Annotated in this window: 10 protein-coding genes; 8 read left to right on the forward strand and 2 right to left on the reverse strand. The window is 44.0% G+C overall.

From position 1 onward, the window contains the following. Positions 1–42: 42 nt before the first annotated feature. Complete coding sequence (locus tag EDI28_RS04220) at positions 43–1,875, reverse strand: ABC transporter ATP-binding protein (protein ID WP_128782562.1); 1,833 nt, start codon at positions 1,873–1,875, stop codon at positions 43–45. A gap of 84 nt (positions 1,876–1,959) precedes the next feature. Here EDI28_RS04220 and EDI28_RS04225 point away from each other — a divergent pair, with 84 nt between their 5' ends. From EDI28_RS04225 to EDI28_RS04240, 4 genes are all read left to right on the forward strand, one after another. Next, positions 1,960–2,418 (forward strand): free L-methionine (R)-S-oxide reductase MsrC, encoded by a 459-nt coding sequence (locus EDI28_RS04225; RefSeq protein ID WP_128782563.1) that lies wholly within the window; start codon positions 1,960–1,962, stop codon positions 2,416–2,418. A gap of 109 nt (positions 2,419–2,527) precedes the next feature. Continuing rightward, positions 2,528–3,172 carry an RNA chaperone ProQ gene (gene proQ, locus EDI28_RS04230; protein WP_128782564.1) on the forward strand — a complete coding sequence of 215 codons (645 nt, stop codon included), beginning with the start codon at positions 2,528–2,530 and terminating at the stop codon, positions 3,170–3,172. A 17-nt stretch (positions 3,173–3,189) separates the two neighbouring features. Next, on the forward strand, positions 3,190–5,190 hold the full coding sequence (prc, locus tag EDI28_RS04235; protein WP_128782565.1) for a carboxy terminal-processing peptidase: 2,001 nt from the start codon (positions 3,190–3,192) through the stop codon (positions 5,188–5,190). 232 nt (positions 5,191–5,422) lie between these two features. After that, positions 5,423–6,085: a hypothetical protein gene (locus EDI28_RS04240; RefSeq protein ID WP_128782566.1), complete on the forward strand. Its 663-nt coding sequence runs from the start codon at positions 5,423–5,425 to the stop codon at positions 6,083–6,085. An 85-nt stretch (positions 6,086–6,170) separates the two neighbouring features. On the opposite strand, the gene pncB is transcribed toward EDI28_RS04240, so the two are convergent. Beyond that, positions 6,171–7,367, reverse strand: a complete 1,197-nt coding sequence (gene pncB, locus EDI28_RS04245) for a nicotinate phosphoribosyltransferase (protein WP_128782567.1) — start codon at positions 7,365–7,367, stop codon at positions 6,171–6,173. 498 nt (positions 7,368–7,865) lie between these two features. Here pncB and pepN point away from each other — a divergent pair, with 498 nt between their 5' ends. The 4 genes from pepN (at position 7,866) to pyrD (ending at position 17,359) form a co-directional block, all read left to right on the forward strand. Continuing rightward, positions 7,866–10,490, forward strand: coding sequence for an aminopeptidase N (gene pepN / locus EDI28_RS04250; protein ID WP_128782568.1), 2,625 nt, complete (start codon positions 7,866–7,868; stop codon positions 10,488–10,490). A 105-nt stretch (positions 10,491–10,595) separates the two neighbouring features. Continuing rightward, a complete protein-coding gene (locus EDI28_RS04255) occupies positions 10,596–10,817 on the forward strand; it encodes a DUF2835 domain-containing protein (RefSeq protein ID WP_128782569.1) in 222 nt (73 codons plus the stop codon). 419 nt (positions 10,818–11,236) lie between these two features. Next, complete coding sequence (locus EDI28_RS04260; protein WP_128782570.1) at positions 11,237–16,066, forward strand: NAD-glutamate dehydrogenase; 4,830 nt, start codon at positions 11,237–11,239, stop codon at positions 16,064–16,066. Between the two features lie 282 nt (positions 16,067–16,348). Next, positions 16,349–17,359 carry a quinone-dependent dihydroorotate dehydrogenase gene (gene pyrD / locus EDI28_RS04265; protein WP_128782571.1) on the forward strand — a complete coding sequence of 337 codons (1,011 nt, stop codon included), beginning with the start codon at positions 16,349–16,351 and terminating at the stop codon, positions 17,357–17,359. The last annotated feature ends 203 nt before the right edge of the window (positions 17,360–17,562 follow it).

Genomic DNA, 17,562 nt, shown 5'->3' on the forward strand with positions numbered 1-17,562 from the left:
CTAAGCAGCTTTTGACCTGAGCCATAAAAAATGAACACTATATTATTTTACATTCAATCTGGCTACAGATAGTTGTTCCCCAGAGGTAGAAGTCGGAGGATCTGCCGATTGCACCGACCCATATAGCGTTTGATATAACCCTTCTTCATTTACCAGTTCAGAGTGGGTTCCAGTTTGGCTAACTTGGCCGTCTTCGAGCACGTAGATTAAATCAGCTTCCTTAACCGCAGATAAACGGTGGGCCACAATTAATGTGGTTCTGTTAGCTAAAAACTGATTGAGGGCGGCGTGCAAAGCGGCTTCGGTGGCAGTGTCTAGCGCCGATGTGGCTTCGTCCAAAATCACAAACTCAGGGTTGGCGAGGATCATGCGGGCAATCGCCAGGCGCTGGCGTTGTCCTCCTGATAAACGAATACCCTGGCGGCCTATTTCTGTATCTAGCCCGTTGGTCAGGCGCTGAGTAACATCGGCCATTTGGGCTATTTCCAGCGCTTGCCACAAATCCTGATCACTGAAATGGGCACCCAAGCTTAAGTTATGTCTTAGTGTGTCATTGAACAAAACAGGGTGTTGCAGAACAACGGCCATTTTATCGCGCAGGGCTTCATAGCCAACATCTTCGATAGGGTAGCCATTGATGAAGATGTCTCCCTGATCCTTTTGGTAAATACCTAATAGTAGTTGGATGAGCGTCGATTTACCGCCGCCTGATGAGCCGACTAGCGCAACACGCTTACCTGACGGAATCGTCAGATTGAGCCCGCGGAGGACTTCTTTGTCTTCATCATAGGCAAAGTGAAGATCCCTGACATCAATCTGAAGGGTTTCTCCAGCATTAAAAGGATCAACTTTCTGTATCGGACGAACTTCTTCCTCAAGTGAAATCAGCCCATTTAGGCGCTGCATGGCAGCCGATGCGCTGTACCAAGCAAATTGAATACCCAGTAGCTCTTGCACAGGACCTAGCATGAACCATAGATAACCAAAGACAGCAAACATCTGGCCAATGGTCAAATCACTAAACAGGACCATTAGCATAGCCATTGCCCGGAACAGCTCGAAACCAACCAAGAACAGAAGAAATGAAATCCGGCCAGCCGCTTCAGATTGCCAGGCATACTTATCGGCATCGTGTCGAATGTCGTCTGCGCTTGATTTTAGTTGGTTGAGGAATTCTCGTTCTCGATTTGCTGCTCGAAGCTGGTAGATCCCGTCTAACGTTTCAACTAGCCTTTGTTGGAATTTCTCAAAAGCTTGATTTTCCTTTTTCTTTAGAGTTTTAACGCGGCTTCCCATCATGCGAGAGGCATAGACGACAATCGGATTGACCAGCAGAATGAATAAGCCCAGTTGCCAGTTAAGCCAGAGAAGGATAGCGGCAGTACCGATAACCGTAAGTAAGCCGATGAGAAAGCGGCTTAAAGTATCTCCGACGAACTTATCAATGGTTTCCACATCGGTGATTAAGTGAGACGTGATACCACCACTGCCTCGCTCTTCATATTGACGCATGCTGATACGGCCAAGCTTATCAATGAGATGCTGGCGCATTTTGTAGGTGATATCTTTGGCAACCAGCGTAAATTGACGGCTCTGGAGAATATTCAAGGCCTGACTGCCGACCCGCATTAGCACGACAAGCAAGAGAACCAGGAAGATATAGGCCGTCGGTTGATGTAGTGACTCAGGCAGAAAAACATTGAGAAATTGAATACCCCCTGCAGGTTTTTCCAGCAAAATTTCATCAACCATTAACGGCATTAGCAGCGGGATAGGCACGCTGATTAATGTAGCGAGTAGGGCGATGATATTTGCCGCAACCAGTCTAGGACGATGATGTTTTGCTTGCTTTATAAGCCAAGACCAGTTAATCATTTGGTTCGAATTGCCTTTCACAGTGATAAAGATTCCTATTATCGGCAAGAGTTACCATTCTAACGGCTATAAAAGGAGTAAGCCATGGATAAAAAAGCAGCGTTTTACAAACGACTCACGAAACAAGCAGTGTCACTGATCGAGGGCGAGTCAGATCTCATCGCTAATATTTCTAATATTAGTGCGTTACTCTATATGGAGTTAGAAGATATTAACTGGGCTGGCTTCTATTTTTTAAAAAATGACCAGCTAGTATTGGGGCCGTTCCAGGGAAATCCGGCCTGTGTCCGTATTCCCGTTGGTCGAGGAGTATGCGGAACGGCGATTTCGGAAAATAGTGTGCAGCGTATTGCTGATGTACATGAGTTTGAAGGGCACATTGCCTGCGATGCTGCCAGCAATTCCGAGATAGTGATCCCGTTTACAGTAAATGGGGAACTATGCGGCGTTTTGGATATAGATAGTCCAAATTTATCAAGATTTGACCAATCAGATGAAGATGGGCTGGTTACTTTGGTAGAGGAACTACAAAAAAGGCTCTAATTGCATGCTTTCGGTGGTTTTTCAGCGTTAGGTAACTATAATAGCGAGACTATTTCTTTTTGATCAAAGTACTAACGGCGAGTCTCACTCGCATTTGTCAGGAAAGTCCATGGAAAACTCTGAAAAGCTAACGAACAGTAAAGAAGTGATTGCATACATTGCTGAGCGTTTCCCAAAATGTTTTACTGTTGAAGGTGAAGCAAAGCCTCTAAAAATTGGTATCTTCCAAGAGCTCGCTGAGCGTTTGAATGAAGATCCAAAAGTAAGTAAAACTCAGTTGCGTACAGCTCTGCGTCAATATACTTCTTCCTGGCGTTACCTTCATGGTGTTAAAGCTGGTGCAAGTCGTGTCGACCTTGATGGTAACGAGTGTGGCGTGTTGGAAGAAGAACACGTAGAACACGCTAAGAAAGCACTTGAAGAGAGCAAGGCTAAAGTACGCATTCGTCGTAAAGAGCAGGCAGAGGCGAAAGCTGCTGCAAGCAAAGATGGTGAAGCGAAAGCGAAAAAAATTCGTGCAAAATCGCCTAAACCAAAGAGCACTAAGCCAAAAACGACTAAGCTAAATAAAAAGCCTGCAGAAACGACCCGTGCACTGACAGCTGACGAAGTGAAAGTTGGCAAGAACGTTAGTGTTAATATGGGCAACGGAAACATGCCGGCGACAATCGTTGAAATTAATAAGGACGATGTGCGTGTTCGTTTAACCAATGGTCTAACCATGGTAGTTAAAGCGGAGTACCTTCGTTCGTAAAGGAGAATGCTCGACGTATGAAATGTCGATTCCGTTTCTCACTGATCGCTGCTGGCATGATGCTAGCAGCTTCAGCACAAGCCCTAGAGGCTAAGTATTCGTTAAGTGATTTGCCGCAGCTTGCGCCTGAAAAGCAGCATGCTACTGCAAGTAAAAGGATTGCTTCGCGATTCACTCGATCGCATTATAAGCAGTTCTCTCTTGACGACCAGTTCTCAGCCAGTGTCTTCGATCGCTATATCGAAATGCTGGACTTCAATAAAAGCTTCCTTACTGCTTCTGATATCAGGCAATTTGATAAGTGGGAAAACCAGCTGGATGATCAACTCAAAAGAGGTGAATCAACAGCAGCGTTTGACATATTCAATAAGTTGCTTGAACGTCGTTATGACCGTTATCAGTATGCATTGACGTTATTAGACAGAGAAATAAAGTTCGATATTGATGAGGACTTTACTCTTGATCGCTCAGAACTTGACTGGGCAAAAGATCGTAATGCATTAAATGAGTTGTGGCGTAAACGAGTTAAGTACGATGCGCTAAACTTGAAGCTTGCGGGTAAAGAGTGGAAGGAAATCAAAGAGACCTTGGGCAAGCGTTATAACAATGCGTTGAAACGTTTAACCCAGACTCACAACGAAGATGTATTTCAGATTTATATGAATGCATTTGCTCGTGAAGTTGATCCTCATACCAGTTATTTATCGCCACGTAATGCTGAACAGTTTCAGGCAGAGATGAACCTTTCTCTTGAAGGGATCGGGGCTGTACTGCAAGTTGTCGATGACTATACCGTGATCCGTTCTTTGGTTGCTGGTGGTCCGGCTTCTGCTTCGAAAAAGCTTGCTGCGGGTGATCGAATTGTCGGAGTCGCTCAAGACGGTAATGATATGGTCGATGTGATCGGCTGGCGTCTTGACGATGTTGTTCAGTTAATCAAAGGTCCGAAGGGAAGCAAGGTTAAACTGGAAATCTTACCCGAAGGCAAGAATTCAAAAAGTTACGATGTAACAATTGTCCGTGACAAGATCCGCCTCGAAGATCGTGCTGTGAAATCTTCGGTTAAATTCTCACAAGGCAGAAAAGTAGGTGTTATTGAAGTCCCTAGTTTTTATGTTGGCTTGTCAGAAGATACCAAGAAAGAAATTGGTAAGCTGAATGAGCAGCAGGTTGATGGCATTGTTATCGATTTGCGTAACAATGGCGGTGGAGCTCTGACTGAGGCGACGGCGTTAACCGGACTGTTTATTAATAGTGGCCCTGTTGTTCAGGTTCGCGATAGTTATGGTCGAGTAAAAGTGAATGGTGATTCTGACGATCGCGTTTACTTCGATAGTCCTTTAACGGTATTGGTTAACCGATATAGTGCATCGGCTTCAGAGATCTTTGCTGCTGCGATGCAAGATTACGGTCGCGCTGTGGTTCTTGGCGAACAATCCTTTGGTAAGGGGACGGTTCAACAACATCGTTCTTTGAACCATATTTATGATTTGTTTGATAAGCCTCTTGGTCATGTTCAGTATACGATTCAGAAATTCTATCGTATTAATGGCGGCAGTACTCAAAACTTGGGTGTTGTGCCTGACGTGCCATTCCCAACAGCAATTGATCCGGCGGAAACCGGTGAAAGTGTCGAGGACAATGCACTGCCGTGGGATAGTATCAAACCAGCAAGTTATCAGAAGATTTATAATTTCTCTGCAATGCTGCCATCTTTGAAATCAAAACATGAAGCGCGTATCCGTAAAGATATGGAGTTCGGTTTTATACAAGAAGATATTCTTCAGTATAAGAAAGACAAAGATATTAATACTATCTCGCTGAATGAGAAAAAGCGTATAGCTGAGCAAGATAAAGGCGAAGTTGATCGTTTAGCACGTTTGAATAAGCGTCAAAAAGCATTAGGTAAGAAAACATTTGCTTCTTTGGATGATATTCCAAAAGACTATGAAGCGCCTGATGCTTATCTTGATGAGGCTGTAGCAATAACAGCTGATTTAGTTAAAGTATCAAGCTAAATTAAATTTTGTTCTTAAAAATGGCACTATTCATATGGTGCCTTTTTTATATCTATATGATTGTTTAAACGCCAATTTACTTTTTATTGCCGAGTAAATCATCTTCCTTTCATCATGTCTCATAGTTGAGACGGTGGGCTAAATTATGTGAGATTAATCATATTTCTAAGCGCAGAATAGCATTGCAAGCTAGGGTTTAAGAAGAGCTTTATTACGTAGTTGGGGTAGTGCTATGTTTAAATCATTTCTGGTTGCGATTGTATTATTCTTTAGTTCATTTACTTCTCATTTGTATGCCGATGATTTAACAGAGTTTGATTACCCTCTGTTGTTAGGAGATTGGTACTGGTTCAGTAATTCTGAAACAGGTGTAGATAGTGAAGGTGGAAACTATCGTGCAATGAACATAAAGTTTAAGTCCTCATATCGATTTGTAATACGATTACTTCAGGTAGATGGTACTGTAGAGGAATGGGATGGTAAATATGACATTGACGAAAGCACAGTAACATTTCTCTCAAAAGGTCAGCCAGAACAGCAACATAGCTATATGTTGAGCTATAATCAGTTCTTGTTGGATGGTGCAAGGTTTACTAAATTAGCACCTGAGAATCTACCTGGAACTTGGCGTTCATCACGTATTTCTGGCAGTGATGTCGGAGATGGTGTGTCTGAATTATCAATCTCTTTACGACCTGACTTTTTATTCTCTGCCGAAGTATCAGGTTCGAATGGCAAGAAAAAAGAGCATCAGGGAATCTATTTTATAGAAGATGATCGTATTGTTTTAATTTACGAAGACGGACAGCATGATAGCCAGTTTTTGCTTGGCTCGGACACGTTAACATTATCCAATAAGCAATTCGGAATGGAAGCTGTAATGAGAAGAGAGTAGGACGTTTATTGTGTTTGTGGTTTTTGCTATGAGTGAAAATATAAAGGCTTGCGATTTCGCAAGCCTTTATAGCCTTAACGAGAAACTAGTTGTTCACAATCTTAAATGCTTGGCGTAATTGCGAGAGGTAGTCTTCATCTCTGCAGATACTCTTGCCTGGTTCATCAGATATTTTTGCGACTGGACGTCTTTCACATTCAGTTAGCTTGATAACGATATTTAAGGTTTTTACATCGGGAAGATCACATGTTAGCTGGGTACCGATACCAAAGCTGACGTTGGCACGGTGTGCAAAGTGCTTATAGATAGTTAGCGCTTTATCAAGAGTCAGGCTATCTGAAAAGACTAATGTTTTTGTCTTCGGATCAATGCCAAGCGATTCATAATGTTTGATTGCCTTCTCGCCCCAGGCAATAGGATCGGCACTATCATGACGAAGGCCAGTAAAGCGTTCTGACAGACGCAAATCAAAATCACGCAAAAAAGCGTCCATATTGATGCAATCTGTTAGTGCAATACCCAACGAGTCTGGATATTCCTGCAACCAGCGGTTGAGTGCTAGTTGTTGTGAGTCGGCCAGTTCACCGGCCAGCTGCTGATGTGCCTGGAACCATTCATGTGCTTGTGTGCCAACAGGTGTTAGGCCACGAGTGCGAGCGAGATGATAGTTCGACGTACCTTTGAATTCAGGCATGTTGTCTTTTAGAAAATCAACCACTTCGTGGTGAACATCTTTAGAGAAACGTCTGCGGCTACCAAAATCGACCAAAGCGAACTGGCTTAAATCGGTATCTTCAGCTTTGCTATAGAATTCTTTAAGCTTATGTTTTAACTGCTTAATCGCGTCATCCGCCGATGAATTTGGATAGCATTTTGATGATCGTACTTCGCTGATGATAGCTAGTAGAGGTACTTCCCACAGAATGACATCAATCCATTTACCAGTAATTTTAATTGCAAGTTGTTCACCGGAGGCATCAATCTCAACTTGGCTGCTATCTAGCTTGAAGCTTTGTAAATAGTTTAAGTAGTCTGCTTTGAAGAAAGGTAGCGTTGCTAGATAATCCAGCTCTTCCTCTGTAAAGGAAAGGTCAGCAAGATGGTTAATCTGTGCCTGGATGTCATTACAGTAAGGACGGAGGTCTTCTTGGCTTCGGCAATGGAACTCCGCAACCGCTTCAATATTTGGGTATTGATGAAAAATCGCTTGCTGCATATGTAGTTTATATGCATCCGTATCAAGCAGGGAGTCGATAACCCCAGTGTGTCCTGTATGAGTCATAGCTAATGTAGTTGTCTATCGCAATCCGAGAATATTACATTATTTTGAGCCTAATTTGTCCGAAACCATTCAAAATAGACTAAAAAAATAGGGCCGTACCTTACGCCGAAACCTTGAAAACAACAAGTCTGCTCACCATATTATTTTAATAAAGAGTAATCATCTACAAATAATGCTCTTAAACTAGCCAGTGATACTGGAAAGTCAGACGTTGATGAGATTTAAGATTACTTTTGAAAGTATAGTTAAAACTAATAACCATATTATGAGTGGGGTAGATGACATCAGCCGTTACAGCTAGGCGATGTGTGAAGACGCTGTAAGACATAGACTTCGTCAAATTGTTTGGATCTTCACCAGCTTATCTGGCTTTGCGTTAAGCTTCTCATAGAAACAAGGGGTTACTCTTGTTTGAATGCCCTAAAGGCAGAATAATGACAGGTGTCAGCCGCTTACCAATGGCATAAATGCCCAATGCGGATAATTAAGGAAACCAAGATGGCCGAACAACCAACAACTACACAGCCGACTGCAAAATACCGAGCTGATTATCAGGCTCCAGAATACACCATTACCGATATTGCCCTTGAGTTCGATCTCCACAACACGGAAACGCATGTTGTTGCTGTTAGTCAAGTCAAGCGCCTTGCAGACAAGCAAGTACCTTTAGTGCTGGATGGCGGTGGCCTGAAACTTGTTCGTGTAGAGGTAAATGGAGAGACATGGAAAGACTATGTCGAAACGGAAGCTGGTTTGACTATCAACGGTGTTCCAGCTGAGTTTGAGCTGACCATCGAAACCGAAGTGGATCCAGAAGCGAATACGCTATTGGAAGGGTTGTATAAATCTGGTGGTGGTTTCTGCACGCAGTGTGAAGCGGAAGGCTTCCGTCGTATTACCTTCTACTTGGATCGCCCTGACGTTTTGGCTCGTTTCACGACGAAGGTTATTGCTGATAAGGCTGCATTCCCGTTCCTGCTGAGCAATGGTAACCGTGTTGATTCGGGCGATCTTGATAATGGTCGTCATTGGGTACAGTGGCAAGACCCGTTCCCGAAACCAAGCTATTTGTTTGCGCTTGTGGCCGGTGATTTTGACGTTCTTCGTGATAGTTATACAACAATGAATGGTCGCAATGTTGAGCTAGAGATCTTTGTCGACAAAGGGAACCTAGATCGTGCGGACTATGCGATGACATCGCTAATCAACTCGATGAAGTGGGATGAAGAGCGTTTCGGCCTTGAATACGATCTCGATATTTATATGATTGTGGCTGTTGATTTCTTCAACATGGGTGCAATGGAAAACAAAGGCCTTAACGTTTTTAACTCTAAGTATGTTCTGGCTAATGCCAAGACAGCAACTGATACTGATTATCAAGGCATCGAGGCTGTCATTGGCCATGAATATTTCCATAACTGGACGGGCAACCGCATTACTTGTCGTGACTGGTTCCAACTGAGTCTAAAAGAAGGGCTGACAGTATTCCGTGACCAGGAGTTCTCATCAGATCTGGGTTCACGTCCGGTGAACCGTATCAATAATGTCCGTGTTGTTCGAGGTCCTCAGTTCGCAGAAGACCGTGGCCCGATGTCTCATCCAATTCGCCCTGAAAAAGTCATTGAGATGAATAACTTCTATACGCTGACTGTGTATGAGAAGGGCAGTGAAGTTATCCGTATGATGCATACCTTACTGGGAGAGCAAAACTTCCAGGCGGGGATGAAGTTGTATTTTAAACGTCATGATGGCACAGCCGCGACCTGTGATGATTTTGTACAGGCAATGGAAGATGCTTCTGGTGTTGACCTGGTTCGATTCCGTCGTTGGTACAGCCAAGCGGGTACGCCAGTTGTGAATGTAGCTACTGATTATGATGCTGGACATAAGTGTTACCGCGTCACAGTTAAACAGCATACTGCGTCAACAGCAGGTCAGGAAGAGAAACTTCCCTTGCATATTCCGTTTGATATTGAGCTATACAACAGCCGTGGTGAGGTTCTTGAGTTACAATGTAACGGTAAAAAGATCCATCATGTACTTGATGTAACTGAAGCTGAGCAAGTCTTTAATTTTGATGGTATTGACGAGAAGCCAGTAATTTCAATGCTGCGCGAATTCTCGGCTCCTGTTGTGCTTGAATATGATTACTCAGATGACGAGCTCGCTTTCCTGATGGTCCATGCCCGTAATGAGTTTGCTCGCTGGGATGCCGGTCAGATTTTGCTGGCAAAATATATTCGTGACAATGTGAAACGTGCACAACAGGGTGAGGCATTTGAATTACCAGCTTCTGTTGTCGATGCATTCCGCGGGGTGCTGTTGGATGAAAAACTAGACCCGGCGTTTATTGCTGAGATGCTGACACTTCCGAGCGAGAATGAAATTGCAGGTTGGTATAAAACCGTCGATGTTGATGCGATCCATGAGGTAGTGAGTCAGCTAGAGAATGTTCTGGCAAGTGAAATGGAAGATGAACTGTCGGCAATGTATCATTGCCTTGCTCAGGCCGAGTACAGTCTTTCTCATGAAGCGATGGCGAAACGAGCATTGCGTAACACTTGTTTGGCATACCTGGCTAACACTGAGCATGGTGACAAGCTAGTTTCAGCGCAGTACCAGCAATCAGACAACATGACTGACACCATGGCTGCAATGTCAGCAGCCAACAATGCAGCTCTTGGTTGTCGCGAGCTGCAAATGTCTGACTTTAGTGATAAATGGACGCATGATGGTTTGGTTATGGACAAGTGGTTTATTTTGCAGGGTAAGAATCCGGTAGAAAATGCACTGGAAAATGTGCGCAATACCATGTCGCATGCCGCTTTTGATCTGAAGAACCCGAACCGTACCCGTAGTCTGGTCGCGAGTTTCTGCGCAAATAACCCAGTGCGTTTCCATGCAATAGACGGCTCTGGGTATCAATATCTGACTGAGATCTTGATGACGCTAAATACAAGCAACCCCCAGTTGGCTTCTCGTTTGATTGAACCGTTCTTGAAATATCGCCAGTATGATGAGCAACGTCAGGCGCTAATGCGAGCAGAGTTAGAGAAACTGTCACAGTTAGATAACTTGGCCAAAGATCTGTTTGAGAAAGTACACAAAGCACTAGAACAGTAAGTACATATGTCTAACGAGTTTCGGGTAACTAGTTTTTAGTCGCTCGAAACTCGGCTTTTAGCTTCTTCAAGTACCTTGTCACCCAGAAATTAACTTCCTATAACTATGAAATCATATACTTTTTCAGTCTATATCTCCTATCAGTCATATCTCAATCATTACTCTGGGGCTGCCAGCACAGTCGTGGTAGTTACCGATAATGGCTTGAAGCTACAGCTTCCCGCATCTCGTTTTAGACCGTTTTTAAGCCAGCTTGGAGTGAAGGGGCGTTTCCGTATCACGGTAAACAACCAAAATCGATTAGATGTGTTGGAAAGAATTGGATAATTATTCCGTTATTGTGTATTTACGTGCCATTAACATTCGCTGGCTGGCACATCACTTTTTAGTTTCACTAAACTCGATTATTCTGTAAGGGTATTCAAGTAAAAGTATGTTTTCATATGAGAAAAAATAATAGTAGAAATAATTGGTTAGACCAATTTGCAGAATAATGAGCAGCGGTAGCTTCACTTTTCATCAATGTCAGATATTCCAACCAGTCAAAATCTTAACCTTAGTCACATATTCGATTTTTTCTTCCCGATACAGTGTTATTAACGTAACCAATCCGCAACAAAACACCCTACAATAGCTCTCACGAAAAAGAATACCGATACCGTGAGCCAAAGTCCCCAAATGGCACATGGGATTGATATAAAACCCTATACTAGATCGATAATAGATATAACAATGGAGCATTTGCTATGACCGCACCTGACCCTATAGTGCCGGTACTGCTTGAGAAAGTTTATGGCTTAATCCAGGATAAGATTGAGACGCCTCAGCAGTCATTAGTAGAAGTTTTTGCTCAAAGATTATTAGGTCAACTGGCAGATGATGATCTGCTTCAACGGAATGAATCTGACTTATATGGTGCTGTGTTGAGCTTGTGGCACCATCTTGTGCAAAACAAACCGGATCAAATTTCAGTACGTGTATATAATCCGACGCTTAGCCGTTATGGCTGGCAATCAACCCATACCGTCGTTGAAATTGTAACTCCTGACCGTCCTTTTCTTGTGGATTCTGTCCGCATGACCTTAACCCGCCTTGGTATCACCAGTCACCTTATGCTGAATGGCCCGTATTTTTTCAAGCGAAATGAAAACGGTGTGATCAGTGAAGCATGCGGTAAAGACGGTGATCTTCAGACTCTTTTTCATATTGAAGTGGATCGTCTTCACGAAAAAGAAGAGATGAAAGCACTAAAAGAAGAACTAGAACAAGTGCTGCAAGATGTGGATTTAGTCGTAAACGACTGGCAAGAAATGCAAAACAAAATGCAGGACATTGTCAAAGAGCTGAAAACAGCAGCACTACCTGTTGATGAAGCTCACCGTGAAGAAGCCATAGCATTTCTTGATTGGGTGAACCGTCATAACTTTACCTTTATGGGTTACCATCAATATGACTTAGTACCTATTGAAGGTGATTATGAGTTGCGGTCATGCAGCGAACAAGGGCTGGGCCTGCTAAGAAAGTCGAAGAAGGGAAGAACGCTCAAGCTTTCAGAGTTACCGGAATCGGCACGTTTTGAAGCACGTAAGCCGGAATTGCTGATCTTGACCAAGAGCAACGGTAAATCGAAAATCCACCGTCCCGCGTACACAGATTACATCGGGATTAGACGTTTCGATAAACAAGGAAATGTGATTGGTGAGCACCGTTTCACTGGTTTGTATGCATCTACGGCTTATCATCAGACTGCAATGAATATTCCACTTATCAGCAACAAAATGTCACGTATCCTTGAGGCGAGTGGCTACTCTGCAGGTTCTCACTCATGGAAAGCTCTAAATAATCTACTAGAAACCTACCCGCGAGATGAGCTGATCCAGGCAAATGAAAAAGAAATGCTGGATGTCGGCTGTGGTGTAGTACAAATGCAAGATCGCGACTTGCTTCGCCTATTTGTGCGTCGTGACCCGTTTGGCCGTTTCTTCTCCTGCATGGTGTATGTCACCAAGGAGCGCTACAACACTGAGTTGCGAAGAAAGACCCAGGATGTTCTAAAGGAGTGTTTTGGATCCGATCAAAACGTAGAATTCACTACTTTTTTTTCGGAAAGTCCATTGGCGAGAACTCATTATATAGTGCGAGTAGAAAACAATAACTTTGATGTTGATGTAAAAGCTATCGAACATAACTTGGTTGAAGCAGCTTCTGCATGGGAAGATCGTCTAAGTGCTTCTTTAGTTGCAAATTTCGGTGAAAGCCAAGGAACGGTGCTGGCGAAAAACTATGCGCGAGCATTCCCTCGCTCTTATAAAGATCAGATGCTGCCTGGTTCGGCCGTCGCCGATATTGAACAGCTTGAAAGCTTAAGTGAAAGTAATAAGCTGGGTATGTTGTTCTACCGTCCGCAGGAAGAGGCAGTTGATTCTCATTTTGTGAAATTGAAATTATTCCATCGCGAGCAACCGATTCACCTTTCTGATGTCATGCCGATGCTGGAAAACTTGGGTTTACGTGTGATTGGTGAGTCGCCATATCAAGTTGTCACCGCCAATGGAACGGTATATTGGATCCTTGATTTTGCAATGTTGCACAACGCTTGTACTGGGATTGATCTTAGTGAGGCACGCGATCGTTTCCAAGAAGCATTTTCGGCTATTTGGCACAGTGAGATCGAAAGTGACGGCTTTAACCGTTTAGTACTCTGTGCAGGATTAACAGGCCGTGAAATTACGATTTTGCGTAGCTTTGCTCGTTATATGCGTCAGGTTGGTTTTCCGTTTAGTCAGCATTACATTGAAGAAACATTATCAAGCCATAGCGATTTAGCGCGTGATTTGGTTGCATTGTTTGCTCTGCGTTTTAATCCGGCGAAGAAGCATTCAGAAAAAGCGGAACAAGAGCTGATCAAGAAACTGAACAAGAAGCTCGATAAAGTAGAAAGCCTGGATGATGACAGGATCATTCGTCGCTACATGGATATGATCATGGCGACGCAGCGTACCAACTATTATCAGAAAGATGAGCAGGGCAATGCTAAGCCTTGGCTTTCTCTTAAGCTGCGTCCATCTGAAATCCCTGAAATTCCAGCACCGGTACCGTTTTTCGAGATCTTTGTCTACGCGCCTGACATTGAAGGTGTCCACCTTCGGGGCGGAAAAGTGGCTCGAGGTGGCCTTCGCTGGTCAGATCGCCAAGAAGATTTCCGTACTGAGATCCTTGGTCTGGTTAAAGCACAGCAAGTTAAGAACACTGTGATTGTGCCGGTAGGTGCGAAAGGTGGCTTTGTTTGTAAACGTCAGCCGCAAATGTCGACACGAGAGGAGATATGGGCAGAAGGCCAACGCTGTTACAAGCGCTTCATTCGTGCCTTGCTTGATATTACCGATAATATTGTTGATGGCGATCTACTTCCACCAGCCAATGTTGTCCGTCATGATGAAGATGACCCGTATTTGGTTGTTGCAGCCGATAAGGGAACTGCGACCTTCTCCGATTTGGCGAACTCGGTATCAGATGATTATAATTTCTGGCTAGGCGACGCATTCGCTTCGGGTGGCTCTAACGGTTATGACCATAAGAAAATGGGTATTACTGCTAGAGGCGGCTGGGAGTCAGTGAAGCGCCACTTCCGTGAACTGGGTATTAATTGCCAGACGACTGACTTTACCTGTGCTGGTGTTGGTGATATGGCGGGTGATGTATTTGGCAACGGTATGTTGCTGTCAAAGCATATCCGTTTGGTTGCTGCCTTTAACCATATGCACATCTTCCTGGATCCAAATCCGGATTCGGCAATAAGCTGGGAAGAGCGTGATCGTCTGTTCAATCTCCCTCGATCAAGCTGGGAAGATTATGATCAAAGCCTGATCTCTGAAGGCGGCGGGATCTTCTCGCGTCGTAGTAAGTCTATCAAGCTAACACCACAAATTCAGAAGTTACTGGGCACGCGCAAGCAGAGTGTACCGCCAAACGAGCTGATTCGTATGATCCTGCAGATGGAAGTGGATCTGTTATGGAACGGTGGTATTGGTACGTATGTGAAAGCACAGAGCGAAACACATACGGATGTAGGTGACCGCGCCAATGATGCTCTTCGGATTGATGGTAGTGAGCTACGTGCCAAAATTGTAGGCGAGGGCGGAAACTTGGGGATGACCCAGCTGGGTCGTGTGGAGTTTGCTGCGAAAGGAGGCCTGGTTAATACTGACTTTATCGACAATGTTGGTGGTGTTGATTGCTCGGATAATGAAGTAAACATCAAGATCCTATTGAACAGCCTTGTTGCTGGTGGCGATCTAACCTATAAGCAGCGAAATGAGTTGCTGGAGCGTATGGAAGATGAAGTGGGTGAGATTGTCCTGGACAATGCCTACTGCCAGAGTGAATCGATTTCTGTGACTCAGCAGCAGCAAGTTCAGCTGTTGAAAGAACAGATCCGTTTCATTCACCACCTAGAGAAAGAAGGCAAGTTGGATCGTGCTCTGGAATACCTCCCAGATGATGATACATTAGCTGAGCGTGAAAAATCAGGTTTGGGACTAACCCGTCCAGAGCTGGCAGTACTGGTTGCTTACGGCAAGATGGTACTGAAAGAGGATATGGTAACTGATGAGATTGCCAATGATCCGTATCATGCACGTTTGTTGCCTGCATATTTCCCGCAGGAGCTCCATGAAAAATACCGCTCGCAGATGGATCTTCATCCGCTGAAACATCAGCTGATTGCGACATCGCTGGCGAACCAGATGTCGAATGAGATGGGCTGCAACTTCGTTACTCGTTTGCAAGAAGAAACGGGTTCGACGATTGTCGAGATTTCGTCAGCTTATGCAGTAGGGCGTGAGATATTTAATTTTGATCAGTTCTTTATCCAGATCCGTGAACTAGATAATGTTATCTCGGCTGAAGTACAGTATGAGATGCTTTATCGCTGTCGTCGTATGCTGCGACGCGTTACTCGCTGGATTTTACGTAATCGCGATCGTAAATTGGGTATCGAGCAGCAAATTACCTTCTATCAGCCAATTGTACAAAAGTTACGGGATAACCTTGAAAGTTACCTTGTAACGGAAGAGGTTCAGGAACACAATGATCAAGCTAACAGCATGATTCAAGAGGGTGTACCGGAAGCACTGGCGCATAATATTGCGCGCCTGAGCAGCTTGTACTCTGCTATGGATATTGCCCAGATTGCGAAAGAAATGGACAGAGACATCGACTTTATCTCTCGTGTGTACTTTGTTGTTGGGGCAGATCTCTCACTGCACTGGTTCCTGAAGCAAGTTCACAACCAACCGGTTGAAAACCATTGGCAGGCATTGGCTCGAGCATCGTTCCGAGAAGATCTTGATTGGCAGCAGCGTCAGCTAACATCAGCGGTTATCACGACTTGTCCTGAAGGGAAGGTGGCAGAGGAGCTGATTGAGAACTGGATGGATCAGCATAAAGCCGCTATCCACCGTTGGGATACTGTTCTTGCTGAATTCAAGGTAGGTACAACTCATGAGTTTGCCAAGTTCTCAGTAGCACTACGAGAGCTAATGTTACTTAACCTGAACTGTCATCCAACGTTGTAAACCGATAATCATGTTGTGAGGTTAGCAACATGATGTAGAAGGTCATTATGCCACTAGGTGTAATGGCCTTTTTTATTGCGTATGTTTTAAACGATTGTTAACTTGAAAACGAAATCGATTGCATTTTGTATGGGTACTAACAATTTATTTTGTTACCTAATCCCTTGTAAACCAAAGAAGTGACTGTTTTTATAATGGAATTTTGAAAATATCATTTGAATAAGCGGGCCAAACTGTGAATAATGTTCTCCCGTTTACACGGGGCTTTTTTAAGGAGGTACAATGATTTACCGCCTCGCTCGATCTGCAATTTTCAAGCTTGACGCTGAAAAAGCACATGATCTAGCTATTCAGAACTTTTCTCGCTTTACTGGCACTCCTCTCGATCTCTTCTATCGTCAACATGTTCCTGATCATCCCGTAGAAGTTATGGGAATCAAGTTTAAAAACCCAGTTGGTTTGGCCGCAGGCCTTGATAAAAACGGTGAATGCATTGATGCATTCGGCGCGATGGGTTTTGGCTTTGTTGAAGTCGGTACCGTGACGCCGCGTCCGCAACCAGGCAACGATAAACCTCGTCTTTTCCGCGTCATTCCTGCAGAAGGAATTATTAACCGATTTGGTTTTAACAACCTCGGTGTTGATAATCTGATAGAGAATGTTAAAAAAGCCAAGTATGACGGTGTTATCGGTATCAATATCGGTAAGAACAAAGATACGCCGGTAGAGAAGGGCGCAGAAGACTACCTGATCTGTATGGAGAAGGTATACCCATATGCTGGTTATATTGCGGTAAACATTTCTTCACCTAATACTCCGGGGCTTCGTTCACTACAATACGGTGATGCGCTAGATGATCTGCTTTCTCAGCTGAAAGAGAAACAGAAAGAGTTGACCGAGAAACATGGCAAGTATGTACCGCTGGCATTGAAGATCGCGCCGGATCTCGAAGATCAGGAAATCGTCCAGATTGCTGAATCATTGATCCGCAATGATATTGATGGCGTTATAGGTACTAACACGACGCTGGATCGCACATTGGTAAAAGATATGCCGCACTGCGATGAAGCGGGGGGGTTAAGTGGTCGCCCTCTACAGAGCCGCAGTACCGAGGTTATCCGCCTGTTGGCTGAGGAACTTGACGGAGCTTTGCCAATTATTGGGGTCGGTGGTATCGATTCTGCTATATCTGCACGCGAGAAGATGATAGCAGGGGCACAGTTGGTGCAGATTTACTCTGGTTTCATCTATCACGGCCCTAAGTTGGTTAAAGATATTGTTACTAATCTATAAGTAGTAAAGACAACCACTTAATCTTCTAAAAGTACCTGTTTCGGGGATCCTGGGCAGGTACTTTTTTATTGCTGCTATTTATTACACTTTTATGAATCACGTTTTTTGTCAAACTTTCAGCCCAACCGTCACAAGATCAGTCACTTATTTCCCCTTTTATTTTGTCATCAGCACAGTAAAATTCTCCTAAAGTTTTTTCTATA

The sequence above is a fragment of the Photobacterium chitinilyticum genome (assembly GCF_004104355.1).
GTDB lineage: Bacteria > Pseudomonadota > Gammaproteobacteria > Enterobacterales > Vibrionaceae > Photobacterium > Photobacterium chitinilyticum.